This is a genomic window from Cytobacillus sp. Bva_UNVM-123 (assembly GCF_046351715.2).
Classification (GTDB): Bacteria; Bacillota; Bacilli; order Bacillales; family Cytobacillaceae; genus Cytobacillus.
In genome coordinates this window covers 3298234-3318869 of sequence record NZ_CM177772.1, presented here as the reverse complement: position 1 = coordinate 3318869, position 20636 = coordinate 3298234, and the positions used below count along the sequence as shown (strand labels likewise).

Genomic DNA, 20636 nt, shown 5'->3' with positions numbered 1-20636 from the left:
ACAACTTATTACACATAAAACGAAGTCATATTGTTACGAACAAGGCATACATTTTAATTAGTAAGAGCTAGTCCAAAGGAAAAGCAACACGAATCTTTGCATGACAAGAAAAAAATGTTTGTCGTAACAGATGGCTTGCTCAATAAATTAGTAGGAGGATCGTGCATTGGAATCAATACTAACGTTTTTGCCGAATAACATTGCAGCACAACTACAGCATATCCCTCCTCATCAAATTAAAGAATTAGAAGAAATACGATTACGAATCAATCGTCCAATAGAATTGACAATTAAAGGTGATGTGAGGTTTATTCATTCTCTCTTTAGTGCAGATGATGCTGTTCATTTACTTAATAAGATTAGCCACTTTTCGATATACACACTCGAAGAAGAGCTAAGACGTGGGTTTATTACAATTGAAGGTGGACATCGTGTAGGTTTAGCCGGAAAGGTCATTCTTGAAGGTGGGGATGTGAAAGCGATTAGAGATATTTCCTCCTTTAATATTCGAATCGCAAGAGAACAAATTGGAATAGCCGAAAAACTTATACCGAGTTTATATAACGACAATTGGCTTCATACAATCATTATTGGACCGCCCCAAACAGGAAAAACAACATTACTGAGAGATATTGCAAGGATTATTTCGAGTGATGATCAATTGGGGCGTTTTCGAGCACAAAAGGTTGGGATTATTGATGAACGATCGGAAATTGCAGGAAGTGTGAATGGAATTCCCCAAATGACATTTGGGCCAAGAGTAGACGTGTTAGATGCCTGTCCTAAATCGGCAGGAATGATGATGATGATTCGTTCAATGAGTCCAGATGTATTAATAGTCGATGAAATCGGGAGGAAGGAAGATGTCGAAGCCATTATGGAAGCTGTTAACGCAGGAATTAAGTTAATGATGACGACTCACGGAAACTCCTTGGATGATCTAAAAAAGCGGCCGACGATTAAACCAATTCTAGAGATGGGAATATTTCAACGATTTATTGAACTTAATCGAAAAAACGGGCCTGGAAGTGTGGCATGTATTAAGAATGGCAGTGGGATTGAGATTTCAAGAGAAATGGGAGTGACGTAAAATGATGAAAATAGTCGGTGCTATATTCATTATTGTCGCAACAACATGGACAGGTTTTGAAGCAGCAAGACATTTAAATGAACGTCCGCGTCAGCTTCGACAGCTGAAATCAGCTCTTCAATCTCTAGAGGCGGAAATCATGTATGGTCATACTCCATTGCATGAAGCTGCTCGAAGATTATCTTCTCAACTTACTAAACCAATTTCTTGGTTTTTTGATGCGTTCGCCAAAAAATTGACAAATTCAGAAACAACGGTGAAAGAGGCTTGGGAGCAAAGTTTAAAAGAAGTATGGAAATTGACAGCATTTAAACAAGGTGAATTTGAAATAATGAAGCAATTTGGCGAAACATTAGGAAGACATGATCGCCATTCACAGCAAAAACAAATCATGCTGACACTCTCTCATTTAGAACGGGAGGAGGTTGACGCAAATGAAAGGCAAGCGAAATACGAAAAGATGGTCAAAAGCCTCGGTTTTTTATCTGGTCTTTTATTAATTATTTTATTGATGTAATGATTTTATTACTTCGCTTTTGCGCTGCGAATATTCGTCAAGCAATGATCCTTTGTTTGTTCAAAGGCACTTCGGCTTTACTACTTAGGAGGAGAATAAATGGGCTTAGAGGTAGATATTATTTTTAAAATAGCCGGGGTTGGGATTGTTGTTGCTTTCTTACATACAATCCTAGATCAAGTCGGAAAAAAAGAATATGCCCAATGGGTTACGTTGTTTGGGTTTATTTACATTTTGTTTATGGTTGCTTCTATCGTAGATGACCTCTTCCAAAAAATAAAATCTGTTTTTTTATTTCAAGGTTAAAGGAGGGCTTTAAGATTGAAATTATTCAAATCGTAGGAGTTGCACTTGTAGCAACCTTTCTTGCATTAATTGTGAAGGAACAAAAGCCCAATTTTGCTTTTTTACTTATTGTTTTTGTTGGTTGTGCGATATTCCTTTTTCTAATTGACCAAATATACGCCATTATCCATATGATCGAAAAGATTGCGATTAGCGCAAAAGTTAACATGATTTATATAGAAACGATTTTAAAGATTATCGGCATTGCTTATATTGCTGAATTTGCTTCCCAAATTACAAAAGATGCTGGACAAGGAGCGATTGCCTCCAAAATCGAGCTTGGAGGAAAAATTTTAATCCTCGCGATGGCCATACCAATACTCTCGGTCTTGATTGAAACTATTATACAAATGATCCCAAGCTAAGAGGTGTAATCGATGAAGCAAAGAATGCAGAAAATGTTATTTCTTAATATATTGCTTATTTTGTTAATCAGTCCAAGTGTACAAGCTTCTCAGCAGCCGAATGAAATAACGAATCCCCAGAAAATAGTAGAATCACAGATTGATTCTCTTAATTTTGAAGAACTAAAGGCCTTTTGGGAACAAATAAGTAGTGAATATGGTGGATTCTTGCCTGAAAGCCAAAAGGGAAGCATTTATGAATTTTTAAAAGGAGAAAAATCGTTTTCTCTGAAAGAATGGACATCTAGTTTAATGAAATTCGTTTTCCATGAGTTTATCGTCAATGGTAAATTGCTGGGAACCTTAATTTTGCTAACTGTTTGCAGTATGTTCCTCCAAACCTTACAAAATTCATTTGAAAAAAGCACGGTCAGTAAAGCTGCATATGCCATTGTTTTTATGGTTCTCATCATCATCGCATTAAATAGCTTTTATGTCGCAATAAGCTATGCCCAGGAAGCAATTGATACGATGATAGCGTTTATTTTAGCGTTAATCCCGCTCTTATTAGCATTAATTGCTTCATCTGGCGGTTTAATGTCAGCTGCATTTTTTCATCCAGTCATTCTTTTTCTAATGAACATGAGTGGAATGTTTATTCAATACGTCGTTCTCCCTCTTCTTTTTTTGTCAGCATTGTTAAGTATTGTGAGCACTCTTTCAGAACATTACAAAGTAACACAGCTAGCAAATTTATTAAAAAACTGGAGCATTGCTTTACTGGGGATGTTCTTAACAGTCTTTCTCGGTGTTCTTTCTGTTCAAGGGGCTTCTACTGCGATTACAGATGGAGTTGCAATTCGAACCGCTAAATTTATTACCGGAAATTTCATTCCGGTAATTGGACGGATGTTTACAGATGCGACAGATACTGTTATTAGTGCTTCTGTTTTATTAAAAAACACAGTCGGAATTGTCGGTGTAGTCATTATAATTTTGATAGCTGCTTTTCCGGCCATCAAAATCTTAATGATTGCGTTCATTTATAAATTTTCCGCAGCCATATTGCAGCCATTAGGTGGCGGACCAATTATTAAGTGTTTAGATATTATTAGTAAAAGTGTTATCTATGTTTTTGCAGCTTTATCTATCGTATCACTTATGTTCTTTCTCAGCATTACAGTCATAATTGCAGCAGGAAACTTAACAATGATGGTTAGGTAAAAAGAAAAGCTGAGGTGGCTTGCCTAGGGGCGACAAGCTTAAGATAAGCCGGCAAGGAGTGGGTTGGATGGAATTTATTAAAGAATGGATTACGAATATTATTATTTTTGTTCTTTTAGCCACTGTTATTGATATGCTTCTTCCTAATTCGAGCTTCCAGAAATACACGAAAATGGTTACGGGTTTATTGCTAATTGTCGTGATTTTAACCCCTATATTGAAACTCGTTTCTAGTGATTTTGAAAAAAAGATCGCAGCTATCCCATTTTTTGAAGCCTCAGACGAAAAAAAACTAGAAAATTCAATAGAATTAAAGAAAAAAGAAATACAAGCCTGGCAACATGCATATATTTTAGAAGACATGCAAGTCCAATTAAAAATGAAAGTGGAAGAGGAGTTGATGGATCAGTACGGATTAGAAATTATGGACATTGACTTTCAAGAAGATGAAAATTCACCGCGTGCTTTTCCGGAAAATTTGCAAAAAGTATTTATTCAATTAAAGCATAAAGATGAAGAAGCTGAAGCTGTTGAAGTGGTCCAAAAAGTAAATATTAATACGCGTGAAACTCTTCCTTTAAACAGGCCTGACAACATGACAAAAAAAGTTGCTTCTCTTCTCGCTCATGAGTGGAATATGAATGAAGAAATAATTGAAGTACTCGTAGAAGGGAGGAAGATGAAGAAGAATGAATAAAGAAAAAGGACCCATTATATGGTTAAAAAAAATATTTGCAAATGAAGAACAGTCTGACAAAAAACATGGAAAATATCAATATCTAGTACTTGTTCTGCTCTTTGGTGCTGCGATTATGCTTATCAGTAATCTTCTTTTTAAAGATAAGCCATCAGATACGAGTTCACCAGTTTTTAAAAATGAGGAGAAGAAGGATGAGGAAGAAGTGCCTACTTTCGGGCACAAGAAGAGTGATGGCAATGATTTAATTGCGACATATGAAAGAGCCTATGAAGCACAAATTAAAGAAGCACTTGATGCCATTGTTGGTGTTGAAGACGTAACAATTGTGGTAAATGTTGACGCAACAGAGAAAAAGGTGCTAGAAAAAAATCGAAATAGCAAAACACAAACAACTGATGAGACGGACCGTGAAGGTGGAAAAAGAAACGTAGAAGATCAATCAAAGGAAGAACAGCTTGTCATTATTAGAAACGGAGAAAAAGAGGTTCCAATAGTGATAGAAACGAAGAAACCAGTAATTAGAGGGGTTCTCGTTGTTGCAAAAGGAGCAGATAATATTCAAGTGAAGAAATGGATTGTTGAAGCTGTTACGAAAGCACTTGACGTTCCGAGCCATAGAGTTGCGGTAATGCCGAAAAAAACAAAGGGGGATTCCTAAATGTTATTGAAAAAACAAACAGTTTGGCTATTAACAATGTTAAGTTTAGTAGTTGTCTTATCAGTGTATTATATAACTTCACCAGACCAAAGAGGACAGAATTTAGCGAATGTAGAAGAGAAAACGGATACAGAAGAACAGACAAATACGAGTACAGAAGGGAAAGAAGACACTGACAGTGCAATTATTACGAATGCTTCTGAAGATGAAGTATTTACGGCTTTAAGACTTAAACTAAATGAAGAACGAGATAAATTAAAGGAAGATTTAACAATTCAAATGGCATCAACAGAGCTTTCAGCGGAAGTGCGAAGTGAGGCTAAAGAACAAATTAATATGCTAGATGAAATTGCTCAAAAAGAAGAAATGCTTGAAACATTAATTCGTGCTATGAATTATGAGGATGTTCTCGTGCGTGCTGATGGGCCAACTGTTCTTGTTACTGTGAAGGCTGACAAGCTTTCACGCTCAGCAGCAAATGACATCATTCGGGAAGTAACAAATGAAATTGGTGATCTCCAACTTGTCACAGTAGAATTTCAACCTTCGAAATAAAATAGCGGAGACAGCTTGTTCAGGGGCTTATGACCTTGAGCCCCTATCTTAAACTTGACAGTGAGAGATAAGGAAAGCAGGGATCGTGGAGACCCCTGCTATTTTTGTTGTATTTCAATGAGCTGATTGACTGAATCATGAGCTTGAGCAATAGAATGGAATAAATGCTCATGTTGCTTTGTTTGCAAATTAACGGTTGATGCTAATTCCTGTAGTGATGCACTTGCTTCTTCTATGACAGAACTAAATTCATTGATCGATGTCCCGATAGCTACAGAGGAATCGAATATTTGTTTTGTCAGCGCGTCATAATGATGAATGTCCTCTTTTAGTTGGGTAAATGTTTGTTGAATTTTTTGAAAAGAATGCTGTGTTTCATTTGCTATTGAATGATTGCTCGTTAATTTCTCGCTTGTCATTAGAACATTATTCTTCGTTTTTTCAGTATCTAAAATAACATGATGTAAATTTTCAGTTATTTGAGTTGCTGTACTCCGTGAAATATCTGCAAGTTTTCTTACCTCTTCAGCAACGACAGCAAAACCTTTTCCGCTTTCGCCAGCTCGAGCTGCCTCGATAGAAGCATTTAATGCAAGTAAATTAGTTTGGTCAGCTATTGCTTGAATGGTTTCGGCGAATTGAGATGTATCTTTAATTAAGTCTGCTAACAAGGAAATATTCTCATTAACCTTCTGTATTTCCGAAAAAGAAAGAGAGATATCATCACGTAATCTTTTTATTAATGTTTGTCCTTCGTTAGTATGTATTTCTGCGTCAATTGCATCATGGTGAAGTTTTTTGACGAGCTGACTCGTATGTTCAGCGAATTGATTAGCTTGTTCTAAAGAACGGGTGATATCAATAATCGTATCTGATTGAGTTTGCACACCACTTGAAATTTCGGAAATCGAATGGCTCATTTCAGAAGCAGATTGATAATTTTCCTCGCTCATTCTTTTAACATCGTTAATCATGGCAGAAATATTTGTTGTACTTTTATCTACCATTTGTTTAATTAAAATATTATTTTCCAATAATAATGAAGTCTCTTTTTGTGCCGAAACAATATTTTCAGATAGTTTTTTTGCTAATGATAGCTGAAATGAAAGTAATATCGTTACAAGCATAAATAGTAAATAGATTGTCACATAGTTTTTCCCTTCAAGAGGTAAATTTTGGTGATGCCTGAGAGTAAAAATGGTTATCATAAGAAATCCGAGAGAAGTAGAAAGCCATAATATTTTTTGTTCCATATAAATAGCAGCTGTTGCAATAACAAAATAGACTAAAAAGTAAGCAGTGCTAGATACGCTGTTTTCCATGATGACAAATATGACTGATGTGACAATGACAGTTGCTAAATATGGAATGAATGAAATCCATTTTTTTAAATAGTGAAGAGAAGCAACAATTCCAACACCAATTCCACCGCCAATAATAATGGATAAAATAATAATTAATTCCTTTTTCATGACAATATCTACAACTGCAGCAAGAATAACACTAATGAAGGTTGCTTTTACCACGAGTGAGTTTTTTCTTATTTTATCCTTCATCTTTATTTCTTCAATCATACTCATTTCCTATCTTCTCCCTTATTACTAGTTCTATTGGATTACTATTTCGTTAATTTTCATAAAATTCCTCTATCAAAAATTCATAAAGAATCATGAAAATGAAAAATATTATCCTTCCTACTAATCAAAGATTGAATTTGAATAAGTTTTTATCGTATGATATTAGTATCTAGTCTTAAATTATTCATTTGTATTAATTCAAGTCGTTGCAGCAATATACTAATTAGAATGATTAATACAGTGAAACTAAGGAGTGTTAATATGCTAAAAATTCAAGAACTTCGCGAATTGATCAAGCTTGTTGATCAATCTAATATTGATGAATTTGTATATGAATATGATGGTTCAAAAATTAAAATGAAAAAGAAAGCTGCTGAAAAAGCAGTTGTTCTTCCGACTGCACCAATAGCTCAAGAGGTTCAAACAGTAACAGCTGTAGAGCCTGCACAAATTAAAAAAGAAACAATGGTAGAGAAGGTTGTACAGGAACCAGTAAAGCAAGTTGAGGCTGAAATAACGAATCTACATAAAATTATTTCACCAATGGTTGGAACGTTCTATCAATCATCATCACCGGATGCTGATCCATATGTTAAAGTAGGATCAAAGGTTTCTAGTGATTCAATCGTTTGCATCGTAGAAGCAATGAAGCTTTTTAATGAAATCGAAGCTGAAATCAATGGGGAAATTGTTGAAGTGCTAGTTAAAGATGGACAATTAGTCGAATACGGACAACCATTATTTTTAGTTAAGCCTGAGTAAGGAGCGGTTACAGGATGATAAAAAAACTGTTAATTGCAAACAGAGGAGAAATAGCTGTTCGAATTATTCGCGCATGTCGTGAAATGGAGATTGAGACTGTAGCGGTCTATTCTGAGGCAGATAAAGAGTCACTTCATGTGCAGCTTGCTGATGAAGCCTATTGCATTGGACCAAAAGCCTCAAAGGACAGCTACTTAAATTTTACTAATATTATAAGCATAGCGAAACTTACTGATTGTGATGCCATCCATCCGGGATATGGTTTTTTAGCAGAAAATGCTGACTTTGCTGAACTTTGTCGTGAATGTAATATCATTTTCGTTGGTCCTACACCTGAAGCGATTACGAAAATGGGAACAAAGGATACAGCGAGAGAAACAATGAAGGAAGCTGGCGTACCGATTGTTCCAGGATCTAATGGCATTATTAAGGATATTGATGAAGCGATCCAGCTTGCTAATAAAATTGATTATCCAGTTATTATTAAAGCCACTGCAGGTGGTGGTGGAAAAGGAATTCGCGTTGCCCGTGATGAGAGTGAGCTCGTCAAAGGGATTAATATTACTCAGCAGGAAGCTCTTACAGCCTTTGGCAATCCGGGTGTATATATTGAAAAATATATTGAGGACTTCCGCCATGTAGAAATTCAAGTACTTGCTGATACCTTTGGGAATGTCATTCATCTTGGTGAACGGGATTGCTCCATTCAAAGACGTTTGCAAAAACTTCTTGAGGAAACTCCATCACCAGCATTAGATGGTGAAACCCGTGATGAAATGGGGAAAGCTGCAGTAAAAGCAGCGAAAGCTGTTGATTATTCAGGTGCTGGAACGATCGAATTTATCTATGACTATCATAACCGCAAATTTTACTTTATGGAAATGAATACGCGTATTCAAGTTGAACATCCAGTCACAGAGATGGTAACAGGAATCGATTTAATAAAAGAGCAAATTAAAGTGGCTGCAGGTGAAAAGCTTGTCATTGATCAGAAAGATGTCACTTTCCAAGGCTGGTCAATAGAATGTCGGATAAATGCGGAGAATCCTGAGAAGAACTTTATGCCTTCGGCAGGAAAAATTACGATGTATCTTCCTCCAGGTGGTTATGGAGTCCGTGTCGATTCTGCAGCATATCCTGGGTATACAATTCCTCCATATTATGATTCAATGATTGCTAAAGTAATCACATATGGTCATTCGAGAGAAGAGGCAATTGCTCGGATGAAGAGAGCATTAAGTGAATTTGTAATCGAGGGTGTTCATACGACAATTCCATTTCATTTGAAGCTTTTAAGCCATGAAAAATTCGTTGAAGGACAATTTAACACGAAGTTTTTAGAACTCTATCAAGTAATGTGACATATTGAAAAACTTTGCAACTTGATAAACATTTTTAAATCAATTTAAGCTATTTTTGATTGCTAAATGTTGCTATTATTAATTGGGGGTGCAAAAATGAGTGAAAATAATATTTTAGAAGTGAATAAAGAAAATACTGGTCATGGTAAAGTGGAAATAGCTCCTGAAGTAATTGAAGTAATCGCTGGGATTGCTGCTTCTGAAGTTGAAGGTGTAGCACAAATGCGTGGCAATTTCGCATCTGGTGTTGTTGAAAGATTAGGCAAGAAAAACCATGGCAAAGGTGTAAAGGTTGAGCTTTCTGAAGAAGGGATAAAAGTTGATGTTTACTGCTTAATGAAATTCGGCATTTCTATTCCGAATGTAGCGAAAGAAATACAAGATAATATTCGACAAGCATTATTGAATATGACTGCTCTTCTTGCAAAGGAAGTAAATATTCATGTTGTTGGGATCATTTTTGAAAATCAAAAGCATGAAATTGAATTTGAACAAGAAATTTAAAATTGGAGCCAAAGACAATAAAATTGTCTTTGGCTTTTTACATGAAGAAATATAAAACTTCTATTAAGATGAATTTGCATTACAATGTTTATTTTTACGTTACTTTCTGCTAAAGTTGGAATTGATAATGACCAATCTTCTTTTATTAGGAAAATAAATTACGTATTGTGCGAACATACTTAACTTATGCTATTATTTAATATGTAATTTTAACTTAATATGTGAAAGTCTGCCCTTTTGCCTGATAGGTTTAATCCTTGGCAGAGGAATCAGATTATTAAGGGAAGTTTTTAGGGTGTGCTCTATAAAAGATGAGCATCATACACCAAAGTGAATGTAACTTGTTGAAATTTTCCCCGTTAAAAGGAGATTAAAATAGAATGAAAAGAAGAACAGCTCGTGAGAAGGCATTACAGGCATTATTTCAAATTGATATGAGCCAAGCTGAACCTAGTTCTGCAATCGAACATGTTTTAGAAGGTGTTGGGAATGATCATTATTTAGATCAGCTCGTATTTGGGGTATTGGAGCATAAAGCTCAAATTGATGAATCCATTATAACTTATCTCGAAAATTGGAAATTGGAAAGATTGGCAACCGTAGATCGAAACTTATTAAGATTAGCCGTTTATGAGCTAAAGTTTTCTGAAAAGGATGTCCCGGCTAACGTTGTCATTGACGAAGCAATAGAGATTGCTAAATTATACGGGGATGAGGGGTCAAGCAAATTTATAAACGGTATTCTCTCGAAAGTTAAACAGCATATGTAAAGTTGAAGCAACTGCCGGTTCCTTTCAATAAATTTAGGAGGAAGCATTCATGACCAGTAAGTTGATTGATGGAAAAGAAATTGCGAATCAAAAAAAGTCTGAAATTGCTAATGAGGTTGAAAAACTTAAAAGAGAAGGTATCATTCCCGGTCTTGCTGTTATTTTAGTTGGAAATGATCCGGCATCAAAAACATATGTTTCAAACAAAGAAAGAACATGTCGAGAGCTTGGTATGCATTCTGTATTAATTGAGTTACCTGATTCTGTCAGTGAAGAGGAACTTCTTCTTAAAATTGAAGAATTAAATCATGACGAAAGTATTCATGGGATTCTTGTACAAATGCCACTGCCAAAACATATTAATGAAATTAAAGTGATTGAAACGATTATACCAGAAAAAGATGTCGATGGTTTTCACCCAGTAAATATTGGTAGGATGATAACCGGTCAAGATTCATTCTTACCATGTACACCACATGGCATTATGGAAATGATTAATTATATTGACGTAGATATTTCAGGGAAGCATGTAGTCGTTGTAGGTCGAAGCAATATTGTTGGAAAACCTGCTGGGCAATTGTTTTTAAATAAGAATGCTACAGTTACATATTGCCATTCTAAAACAGTTGATTTAAAAGAATATACGAAACAAGCAGATATTTTAGTAGCTGCGGTCGGTAAAGTAAATGTCATTACGAAGGAACACGTTAAAAACGGGGCCATTGTTATCGACGTTGGGATGAATCGAGATAGTGAAGGAAGACTTTGTGGTGATGTTGATTTTAATGCTGTAAAAGACATTTCCAGTTTTATTACCCCTGTTCCAGGTGGAGTTGGTCCAATGACCATTACAATGCTTATGTTTAATACTTTAAAAGCAGCAAAGTCACTTCAGAATAAACTTCAGTTAGAAAAATAAAAAATCTTAAACTCTGCCCTTTTAAATTAAATTTTAGAACCTCTTTTCTACCTTTTTTTTGCAGGATGGGGGAGCTAAATTTATAATGAAAGGGCAGTTTTGTTGGTTAATGAAAGATAAAGCTTTTTAATGTTAAAAAATGATTATATGACTTCTTATAATACCGCAAGAGGAAGATCAAAGTGCTTGCGCTTTTCTTATGAGGGTGTGAAAAGATGAAAGAGCAGCGTTATTTAACGGTAACTGCGTTGACTAAATATATAAAGAGAAAGTTTGATGCTGATCCACATTTACAGGATGTAATGGTAAAGGGTGAAATTTCAAATTTTAAACAACATTCTAGCGGACATATGTATTTTACATTAAAGGATGAGAAAGCACGTGTTCTTGCTGTTATGTTTTCAAGCCATAATCGTTCAATGAAGTTTTCACCAGAAAATGGAATGAAGATCCTCATTAGAGGCGATCTTTCTGTCTATGAACCAAGTGGACAATATCAGATTTATGTCAAGGAAATGCAGCCTGATGGAATTGGGGATTTATATTTAGCTTTTGAACAATTAAAGGAAAAGCTAGAGAAAGAAGGATTGTTTTCTTTACAGGCCAAAAAGCCGCTTCCAAAATTCCCGAAAACGATCGGTGTTGTGACTTCACCAACCGGGGCAGCCATTAGAGATATTATCACAACGATTAAAAGAAGATATCCTATCACAAAAATCATTATTTTCCCAGCACTTGTTCAAGGAGAGCAAGCCGCACCATCCATTGTTAAAGCAATCAATATGGCAAATGAAAATAAGATTGTAGATGTCTTAATTGTTGGACGTGGAGGGGGATCGATTGAAGAGCTTTGGGCTTTTAACGAAGAAATGGTGGCAAGAGCAATCTTTCAATCTCAAATCCCAATTATATCTGCTGTTGGACATGAAACAGATTTTACAATTGCCGATTTTGTTGCTGATTTACGTGCTCCGACGCCGACAGGAGCTGCCGAAATGGCAGTTCCACATATCGATGACTTAATTGAGCGTGTTTTGGATAGGCAGTCACGAATTATTAGAGCAACGAAAGAGCGCGTGACTGGGCAACAAGAAAGACTTGCTAGAATTCAAAAATCATACGCTTTTCGTTATCCTCAGAAATTATATGAACAAAAGCTTGAGCAAGTTGATAAACTTACTGAGCAGCTCGAACGCGGTACAATGAGATTACTTGAGGCGAAGGTTGAACGATCGAAAAATTTGCAAAAAAGACTGCTCCGAGGCAATCCGCAGGAGATTCTTAATAGGTCTAAAGAACAGCAAGAAAAATGTGATAAACGATTGTTCCGTGCAATGGGAAATATTTATTCGAAAAAAGAAAAGGAATTTTCTCATCTCGTATCAACCTTAGAAGCACTAAGTCCCTTGAAGATTATGGATCGTGGATATAGTCTTGTTTATTCAAAGCAAAAAACACTAATTAAGCAAACTAATCAAGTAAAGATAAATGACCAAATAAATGTAAAGGTTTCAGATGGATCCTTTATTTGTGAAGTAAAAGAGATAGGGGAGTGACGATCATGGCTTCAAAACCTGAATTAACTTTTGAGGAAGCAATGGAGCAATTAGAAGTAATTGTAGACAAGCTTGAGGAAGGGGATGTCCCTCTCGAAGAAGCAATCAATATTTATAAACAAGGAATGGAGCTCTCGAAATTTTGTCATGACAAATTGAAAAATGTCGAAGCCCAGTTGACTCAAATATTGACAGAGGATGGCAAACAAGAAAATTTCGTCATTTCCGAGGAGGAGTAATCTTGCCACTTGAATCATTTTCATCATTTGCAAAAACTCATAAGGTATTGCTTGAAAAGGAATTAACCGAAAGTGTAAATACGCTAAATGCCCCTGCCATTATAAAAGAATCCATGCTTTATTCGCTAGAAGCTGGTGGAAAGCGAATTAGGCCGCTACTTTTATTTGCTACTTTAGCTTCCTTTGGAGAAGATACGAAAAAAGGGATAAAGACAGCAGCTGCAATCGAAATGATCCATACATATTCACTTATACATGATGATTTACCAAGTATGGACAATGATGATTTGCGGCGAGGAAAGCCAACAAACCATAAAGTTTTCGGCGAGGCTATGGCAATATTAGCAGGAGATGCACTGCTAACACATAGTTTTCAATTAATAACTGAAACAGCGACTGAACATGCAGATGCCGCAACGAAACTTGAGCTTATTAAAGAGTTAACGAAAGCAGCTGGTGCAGAAGGAATGGTTGGTGGTCAAGTTGCTGATATAAGAGGTGAAGATCAACAACTTTCACTAGAGGATTTAGAATACATTCATATTCATAAAACAGGAAAACTACTAAATTGCAGTGTTGTTTCTGGTGCTATACTTGCTTGTGCAAAAGAAGAAACGATCGTAAAACTTTCCGAATTTGCTTATCATCTTGGACTCGCTTTTCAAATTCGTGATGATATTTTAGACCTTGAAGGAAATGAAGATTTAATTGGAAAACCTGTTGGCAGTGATGAAGCAAATCATAAAGGCACCTATCCCGCTTTATTATCATTAGATGGTGCTAAAAATGCTTTAAAGAAACATATTGAATTAGCAAAAAGCAAGCTTTTCGAAACAGGCCTTAATACTTTTTTGTTAGATGAGATTACAGATTTAATAGCTTCAAGAGATCATTAAAAACAAAAAGTAATCATCAAAAAGTATAGAATTGTTTGCCAAACGCTAATTTATATTGTATTTTCTTGTGGATTTATTTCATACTGTTATAATATAGACAGAAAACAAGTGCTTGAAAAAGATAGAAAGTGAGTGATCCGTTGAATGGATCTTATGACAATAAAAGACCCATCTTTCTTAAAAGATCTTTCAATTAAGGAGCTTGAAGCATTAAGTCAAGATATTCGGAGATTTCTAATTGAGAAGCTTTCAGGGACAGGTGGACATATTGGTCCTAATTTAGGTGTCGTTGAATTAACGATTGCTTTGCATAAATGCTTTGATAGCCCAAAGGATAAAATTATTTGGGATGTCGGCCATCAATCTTATGTTCATAAAATTCTAACTGGTCGTGCCTGTCAATTTGATACGTTGCGACAATATAAAGGGCTTTGTGGCTTTCCGAAGATGGCTGAAAGTGAGCATGATGTATGGGAAACAGGTCATAGCTCAACATCATTGTCGGCCGCAATGGGTATGGCGATTGCTCGGGATTTAAAAAGAGAAAATAATTATGTTGTTCCAGTTATTGGGGATGGAGCATTAACAGGCGGTATGGCATTAGAGGCGTTAAACCATATCGGTCATGAGAAAAAGAATATGATTGTCATATTGAATGACAATGAAATGTCGATTGCTCCAAATGTCGGTGCACTTCACAATGTTCTTGGAAGGCTTCGCACGGCAGGAAAATATCAGCGTGCGAAAGATGAGCTTGAATATTTATTAAAGAAAATCCCTGCTGTTGGTGGAAAGCTTGCAGCAACAGCTGAAAGAGTAAAGGATAGCTTGAAATATCTTTTTGTTTCGGGAATGTTTTTTGAAGAATTAGGTTTTACGTATTTAGGCCCTGTTGATGGTCATAATTTCGAGAATTTATTTGAATGCTTGAGCTATGCAAAGAAAACAGAAGGTCCCGTTCTTCTTCATGTCATAACCAAAAAAGGCAAAGGATATCAGCCTGCCGAAAGCGATACAATTGGTACTTGGCATGGAACAGGTCCTTATAAAATAGAGACGGGTACTTTTGTAAAACCGATTAATCCTCCTCCAGCATGGAGTAGCTTAGTAAGTGAAACAGTTCGAAAGCTGGCAAGAGAGGATGAACGGATTGTTGCGATTACTCCAGCTATGCCTGTCGGTTCCAAGCTTGAGGGCTTTGCAAGTGAATTTCCAGAGCGAATGTTTGATGTTGGTATTGCTGAGCAACACGCTGCTACAGTAGCTGCAGGGCTTGCCACACAAAACATGAAACCTTTTCTAGCCATTTATTCTACTTTTCTTCAACGGGCATATGATCAAGTTGTCCATGATATTTGTAGACAAAACTTAAATGTATTTATCGGGATTGATCGCTCTGGACTTGTAGGTGCAGATGGAGAAACTCATCAAGGTGTTTTTGATATTGCCTTTTTACGGCATTTGCCAAATATAGTCATAATGATGCCTAAAGATGAAAATGAAGGACAACATATGGTTTATACGGCAATAAAATATGATGATGGTCCGATTGCTTTGCGTTTCCCACGTGGAAATGGCTATGGAGTTCCAATGGATAAAGAATTGAAAACGATCCCAATTGGAACATGGGAAGTCCTAAAAAACGGAACAGACGCTGCTATTTTGACATTTGGGACAACGATCCCGATGGCAATGGATGCTGCAAGCTTTTTAGAAAAGCAAGGCTATTCAATTAAAGTTATAAATGCTAGATTTATTAAACCACTTGATGAAAAAATGCTTTTACAGTTATTCGCAGAAAATCTGCCGATTTTAACGATAGAAGAAGCTGTTCTTCAAGGTGGATTTGGTAGTTCTATTATTGAGTTTGCACATGATCACGGATATTATCATCAGGAAATTGATCGCATTGGTATTCCTGATAAATTTATCGAGCATGGAAGTGTTGAGGAGCTTTTAGAAGAAATTAACTTTACAACGGAAGCAGTTGTCGAAAGAATGATGAAACTGGCTAGAAAGACACAAAAAAGGCATCGAGCATGAAAGTGAAAAAAGAACGATTAGATGTATTACTAGTTGAAAGAGGCTTGGCAGAAACGCGGGAAAAAGCAAAGAGAACCATAATGGCCGGGCTCGTATTCAGCAATGAAAACCGCCTTGACAAGCCAGGCGAGAAAGTAAGCTGTGACATTCCATTGACAGTTAAAGGAAAGGTTCTCCCATATGTAAGTCGAGGGGGGCTTAAACTTGAAAAAGCTTTAAAAGTATTTGATTTAACTGTTGCAGAAAAGATCTTACTTGATATTGGTGCTTCAACAGGAGGGTTTACAGATTGTGCTCTGCAAAATGGGGCTAAAATGTCATATGCTCTCGACGTAGGATACAATCAACTCGCATGGAAAATAAGACAGGATGAACGAGTTGTTGTCATGGAAAGAACGAATTTTCGCTATGTCACACCAGCAGATTTACAGTTTGGCATGCCAAATTTTGCTTCAATCGATGTTTCCTTTATATCGCTGAAATTAATTTTACCTGTTTTAAAAACTTTACTAGTGCCTGACAGTGATATTGTCGCCCTTGTTAAACCTCAATTTGAGGCAGGAAGAGAGCAGGTCGGAAAAAAAGGAATTGTTAGAGAACCTAAAGTACACGAAGCTGTTCTTGAAACGATCATTACATTTTCATTAATGAATGGATATGATGTTAAAGATTTATCATTTTCACCGATTACAGGTGGGGATGGGAATATCGAATTTTTGCTGCACATGTTTTGGTCTGGGAAAAAAGAAGTTGGCGAAAATTCTCTCATATTGGAACCAGCTGAAGTAGTGCTTGATGCCCATACAGAACTTAAATTAAAACAAACAAAAGAAGAGGAATAGGCTGCGGCTTGTTCCTCTTCTTTTGACTTAAACGATCAGCGTATCTTAAAAATATAGCCTTAATTTACTAATAAAAATTGTACATAATACGGTTTTCAGCTAACATATAGAGTGGGTAGCTTGGTCTAATCTAATAGAGGTGATAATATGACAAAAGGTCAACGACATATTAAAATTCGTGAAATAATTGCTAATAATGAAATTGAAACGCAGGATGATTTAGTCGATGAGTTAAAAAGTGCAGGGTATAATGTTACGCAAGCAACTGTTTCGAGAGATATTAAAGAACTCCATTTAGTAAAAGTCCCATTATTAGATGGAAGATATAAATATAGTCTACCTGCTGACAAACGTTTTAATCCTTTACAAAAATTAAGAAGGAATTTAATGGAGGCTTTCGTAGGAATAGAGTCAGCTGGACATCTTCTCGTTATGAAAACACTTCCTGGGAATGCGATGTCAATAGCGGTGCTTATTGACAATTTAGACTGGGATGAAATCCTTGGAACAATAAGTGGAGATGATACATGTTTAATTATTTGTAGAACACCTGAAGAGACGGAGATCATTTCAAATCGTTTTCTTGAAATGCTTTAATTTGATTAGGTGGTGATTTAAATTGTTAGCGGAACTATCAATTAGAAATTTTGCGATTATTGAAGGACTTTCCATCTCGTTTGAGCAAGGCCTAACAGTATTAAGTGGTGAAACTGGAGCTGGAAAATCGATTATTATTGATGCCATCCATTTACTTGTTGGCGGAAGAGGTTCGGTAGAGTTTGTCCGTCATGGGGAGGAAAAGGCTGAGATTGAAGGGTTATTTCAACTTGATGATCCGAACCATCCAATATATGAAAGAGCAAGTGAATTCGGGATAGAAATTGAAGATGGAATGATCGTCCTTAAGAGGGAGATTTCTAAGTCTGGTAAAAGTATTTGCCGCATAAATGGAAAGCTTGTTACAATCTCAATATTAAGAGAAATTGGCAGTACACTCGTTGATATTCATGGGCAGCACGAACATCAAGAACTGATGGATGAATCGTTTCATATTAACCTTCTCGATCAGTTTGGTGGGGGCAATATTGCAGCAGCACTTCTTGAATATGAACGAGTTTATCATACATATGAGCAAAAACTTAAACAATTAAAAAACTTAAGTGAAAATGATCAAAAAATGGCTCATCGTTTGGATTTAATTCAATTTCAATTTGATGAAATTCAATCAGCTCATTTAAAAATAAACGAGGATGAAGAATTATTCGAAGAAAAATTAAAGCTGAGTAATTTTGAACGGATTTATGATTCATTACAATCATCCTACAAAGGATTACAAGGAGAGCAAGCAGGCTTAGATTGGATTGGGCTCGTCATGGGGCATATACAAGAAGCTGCTGAACTTGATCATACACATAAAGAGCTCTCTGAAACGGTAACAAATTGCTTTTATCAGCTTGAAGATGCAGCACGTACATTGCGTAATCAACTTGATTTTCTTGAGTATGATCCAGCAAGATTGGCTGATATTGAGGAAAGGCTTAATGAAATTCAACAATTGAAACGCAAGTATGGAAAAACAGTCCTTGAAATTCTTGAATATGCTTCGAAAATTGAAGAAGAAATTGAAACCATTCAAAACAAAGAAACTCATATTGAAAAGCTCGAAAAAGAAGTTTTATCACTTCGGGAAGATTTATTAATTGAAGCAGAAGCACTAAGTAAGTTACGAAAAAAAACAGCTCAAAATTTAACAAAATTAATACACAATGAATTAAAAGAGCTTTATATGGAAAAGACTGTATTTGAAGTTCATTTTCATACTGAGCCTGAACATTTTATGAAAAATGGAATAGACCGTGTAGAATTCTATCTTTCAACAAATCCAGGAGAACCATTAAAACCTCTTTCGAAAATTGCTTCAGGTGGCGAGCTTTCAAGAATCATGCTTGCATTAAAGAGTATTTTCTCTAAACATCAAGGAGTTACATCGATTATCTTTGATGAGGTTGATACTGGTGTTAGCGGTAGAGTTGCTCAAGCAATAGCAGAAAAAATTTATCATGTTTCTGTTAATTCTCAAGTTTTATGCATTTCTCATTTGCCACAAGTTGCAGCCATGGCTGAGACACATTTATATATTTCCAAAAATATTGTGGATGGTCGAACGAAAACAGCTGTGAAAGCTTTGAATGATACAGAAAAAGTAAAAGAAATTGGTCGAATGATTTCAGGAGTTGAAATTACTGATTTAACGAAGGAACATGCGAGAGAACTCCTTCAACTTGCTAAGCAAATAAAGATACAATGAAAAGCTATCCAAGCGAGGATAGCTTTTTTATTATATGCAGGTTATAAATGCTCGCTTTGCAGGCAAAATTATAAGTGTAGCCATTTAACGTATGTGGATTAGAAGCGAGGAGAGTGAAGGACTTTGACAATAGACATTTTTAGAAAAATAATTGGTGGAATTCTCCTTGTTTCATTAATTGCTCTTGGTTTTTCAAAACCAGTTCAACAATATTTGAATATACCGCTTTCTGTAACAATTTTTGAAGGTCAACAGCTTAAACTTGGAAAAGCAAAAACAGTATCTGCAAGTTTAGCTTCAGATAGATCAAGTATTTCACTAAAACAAAATAATGATTCGGTTTCTCTACAAGCAAAGCAACAAGGGGAAAGTGAATTGATTTTTGAATATGCCGGATTTCCAATAAAAAAAGTGGATGTAAATGTATTAAAGGATTTTAAAGTTGTCCCTGGTGGCCAATCAATTGGAGTAAAACTAAATACTGTTGGTGTTTTAGTTGTTGGACATCATCAAGTTAGCACGTTGGAAGGAAAAGTGTCTCCTGGTGAAACAGCAGGTATTAAAATTGGGGATATTATTACAGAAATTAATGGAAAGAAAATTAGAAAAATGTCAGATGTAGCTCCATTTGTCCAAAAGGCCGGTAAATCTGGTGAATCGCTTATGATTGTCGTTAATCGAGAGAATGAACGAATTTCAACTAAATTAATTCCACTTAAAGAGAAAGGTGAAGGTTCCTACAAGCTTGGTTTATATATTCGAGATTCTGCAGCAGGAATCGGAACAATGACCTTTTATCACCCACAAACAAAAAAATATGGTGCATTAGGGCATGTCATTTCTGATATGGATACGAAAAAACCAATTGTAGTTGATAATGGCCAAATTGTTCGTTCGACTGTTACCTCGATCGAGAAAGGCAGTAACGGGAACCCAGGTGAAAAGTTGGCGAGGTTTTCTCCTGATAAAGAAGTAATTGGAAATATAAATAGGAATAGCCCCTTTGGAATTTTTGGAGAATTGAATCAGACCATTAAAAATGGAGTTATGGATAAACCGATGCCTATAGCTTTGTCTCATCAAGTGAAAGAAGGACCAGCCAAAATATTAACAGTTGTTGAAAATGATGAAGTAACCCTTTTTGATATTGAAATTGTCAGCACAATTCCACAAAAATTCCCTGCAACAAAAGGAATGGTTATTAAAGTAACGGATTCAAAGTTGTTGGCGAAAACAGGTGGAATTGTTCAAGGGATGAGTGGCAGTCCAATTATTCAAAACGATAAAGTGGTAGGTGCAGTTACCCATGTGTTTGTAAATGACCCAACTTCAGGTTATGGTGTTCATATTGAATGGATGCTTCAAGAAGCGGGCATTAATATTTATGAAAATGAACAATCAAAAGAAAAAGCATCATAAATATTTA

The 20636-nt window shown here is 35.9% G+C and carries 22 protein-coding genes; 21 read left to right on the top strand and 1 reads right to left on the bottom strand.

Going from position 1 to position 20636, the window contains the following annotated elements:
* Positions 1-166: 166 nt before the first annotated feature.
* The 8 genes from spoIIIAA (at position 167) to KDN24_RS17005 (ending at position 5433) form a co-directional block, all read left to right on the top strand.
* Entirely contained in the window at positions 167-1090 is a 924-nt protein-coding gene (gene spoIIIAA / locus KDN24_RS17040) for a stage III sporulation protein AA (RefSeq protein WP_491348089.1), read from the top strand.
* Position 1091: 1 nt separating this feature from the next.
* Positions 1092-1607: a stage III sporulation protein SpoIIIAB gene (gene spoIIIAB, locus KDN24_RS17035; protein WP_409972360.1), complete on the top strand. Its 516-nt coding sequence runs from the start codon at positions 1092-1094 to the stop codon at positions 1605-1607.
* Positions 1608-1706: 99 nt separating this feature from the next.
* On the top strand, positions 1707-1913 hold the full coding sequence (gene spoIIIAC / locus KDN24_RS17030; protein WP_009794945.1) for a stage III sporulation protein AC: 207 nt from the start codon (positions 1707-1709) through the stop codon (positions 1911-1913).
* Entirely contained in the window at positions 1901-2317 is a 417-nt protein-coding gene (gene spoIIIAD / locus KDN24_RS17025; RefSeq protein ID WP_409972488.1) for a stage III sporulation protein AD, read from the top strand. Before spoIIIAC ends, spoIIIAD begins: the two co-directional genes overlap by 13 nt.
* A 12-nt stretch (positions 2318-2329) precedes the next feature.
* Entirely contained in the window at positions 2330-3520 is a 1191-nt protein-coding gene (gene spoIIIAE / locus KDN24_RS17020) for a stage III sporulation protein AE (protein ID WP_409972361.1), read from the top strand.
* A gap of 67 nt (positions 3521-3587) precedes the next feature.
* The gene (gene spoIIIAF, locus KDN24_RS17015) at positions 3588-4217 is read left to right on the top strand and encodes a stage III sporulation protein AF (protein ID WP_409972362.1); all 630 of its coding nucleotides are present in this window, start codon (positions 3588-3590) and stop codon (positions 4215-4217) included.
* Entirely contained in the window at positions 4210-4878 is a 669-nt protein-coding gene (gene spoIIIAG / locus KDN24_RS17010; protein ID WP_409972363.1) for a stage III sporulation protein AG, read from the top strand. Before spoIIIAF ends, spoIIIAG begins: the two co-directional genes overlap by 8 nt.
* Positions 4879-5433 carry a SpoIIIAH-like family protein gene (locus KDN24_RS17005; RefSeq protein ID WP_409972364.1) on the top strand — a complete coding sequence of 185 codons (555 nt, stop codon included), beginning with the start codon at positions 4879-4881 and terminating at the stop codon, positions 5431-5433. It begins immediately after the preceding gene.
* Between the two features lie 98 nt (positions 5434-5531).
* On the opposite strand, the gene KDN24_RS26365 is transcribed toward KDN24_RS17005, so the two are convergent.
* Positions 5532-7013 (bottom strand): methyl-accepting chemotaxis protein, encoded by a 1482-nt coding sequence (locus KDN24_RS26365; RefSeq protein WP_409972365.1) that lies wholly within the window; start codon positions 7011-7013, stop codon positions 5532-5534.
* A 258-nt stretch (positions 7014-7271) separates the two neighbouring features.
* On the opposite strand from KDN24_RS26365, the gene accB reads away from it, so the two are divergent.
* The 13 genes from accB (at position 7272) to spoIVB (ending at position 20629) form a co-directional block, all read left to right on the top strand.
* Positions 7272-7772, top strand: a complete 501-nt coding sequence (gene accB, locus KDN24_RS16995; protein WP_409972366.1) for an acetyl-CoA carboxylase biotin carboxyl carrier protein — start codon at positions 7272-7274, stop codon at positions 7770-7772.
* A gap of 14 nt (positions 7773-7786) precedes the next feature.
* Positions 7787-9133, top strand: coding sequence for an acetyl-CoA carboxylase biotin carboxylase subunit (accC, locus tag KDN24_RS16990; RefSeq protein ID WP_409972367.1), 1347 nt, complete (start codon positions 7787-7789; stop codon positions 9131-9133).
* A gap of 96 nt (positions 9134-9229) precedes the next feature.
* Complete coding sequence (yqhY, locus tag KDN24_RS16985; protein ID WP_409972368.1) at positions 9230-9637, top strand: lipid-modulating alkaline shock protein YqhY; 408 nt, start codon at positions 9230-9232, stop codon at positions 9635-9637.
* Between the two features lie 380 nt (positions 9638-10017).
* Positions 10018-10407, top strand: coding sequence for a transcription antitermination factor NusB (nusB, locus tag KDN24_RS16980; protein WP_409972369.1), 390 nt, complete (start codon positions 10018-10020; stop codon positions 10405-10407).
* Between the two features lie 49 nt (positions 10408-10456).
* On the top strand, positions 10457-11326 hold the full coding sequence (folD, locus tag KDN24_RS16975) for a bifunctional methylenetetrahydrofolate dehydrogenase/methenyltetrahydrofolate cyclohydrolase FolD (protein WP_409972370.1): 870 nt from the start codon (positions 10457-10459) through the stop codon (positions 11324-11326).
* 215 nt (positions 11327-11541) lie between these two features.
* Positions 11542-12882, top strand: coding sequence for an exodeoxyribonuclease VII large subunit (xseA, locus tag KDN24_RS16970; RefSeq protein ID WP_409972371.1), 1341 nt, complete (start codon positions 11542-11544; stop codon positions 12880-12882).
* 5 nt (positions 12883-12887) lie between these two features.
* Positions 12888-13121 (top strand): exodeoxyribonuclease VII small subunit, encoded by a 234-nt coding sequence (gene xseB, locus KDN24_RS16965; RefSeq protein WP_409972372.1) that lies wholly within the window; start codon positions 12888-12890, stop codon positions 13119-13121.
* Positions 13121-14017, top strand: coding sequence for a polyprenyl synthetase family protein (locus KDN24_RS16960; protein WP_409972489.1), 897 nt, complete (start codon positions 13121-13123; stop codon positions 14015-14017). Before xseB ends, KDN24_RS16960 begins: the two co-directional genes overlap by 1 nt.
* Positions 14018-14161: 144 nt before the next feature.
* Positions 14162-16060 (top strand): 1-deoxy-D-xylulose-5-phosphate synthase, encoded by a 1899-nt coding sequence (dxs, locus tag KDN24_RS16955; RefSeq protein WP_409972373.1) that lies wholly within the window; start codon positions 14162-14164, stop codon positions 16058-16060.
* Complete coding sequence (locus KDN24_RS16950; RefSeq protein WP_409972374.1) at positions 16057-16902, top strand: TlyA family RNA methyltransferase; 846 nt, start codon at positions 16057-16059, stop codon at positions 16900-16902. The genes dxs and KDN24_RS16950 overlap by 4 nt, the downstream gene beginning before the upstream one ends.
* 147 nt (positions 16903-17049) lie before the next feature.
* Complete coding sequence (ahrC, locus tag KDN24_RS16945) at positions 17050-17499, top strand: transcriptional regulator AhrC/ArgR (RefSeq protein WP_409972375.1); 450 nt, start codon at positions 17050-17052, stop codon at positions 17497-17499.
* 22 nt (positions 17500-17521) lie between these two features.
* Positions 17522-19210: a DNA repair protein RecN gene (gene recN / locus KDN24_RS16940; protein ID WP_491348088.1), complete on the top strand. Its 1689-nt coding sequence runs from the start codon at positions 17522-17524 to the stop codon at positions 19208-19210.
* Positions 19211-19333: 123 nt separating this feature from the next.
* Complete coding sequence (gene spoIVB, locus KDN24_RS16935) at positions 19334-20629, top strand: SpoIVB peptidase (protein WP_409972376.1); 1296 nt, start codon at positions 19334-19336, stop codon at positions 20627-20629.
* Positions 20630-20636: the final 7 nt, after the last annotated feature.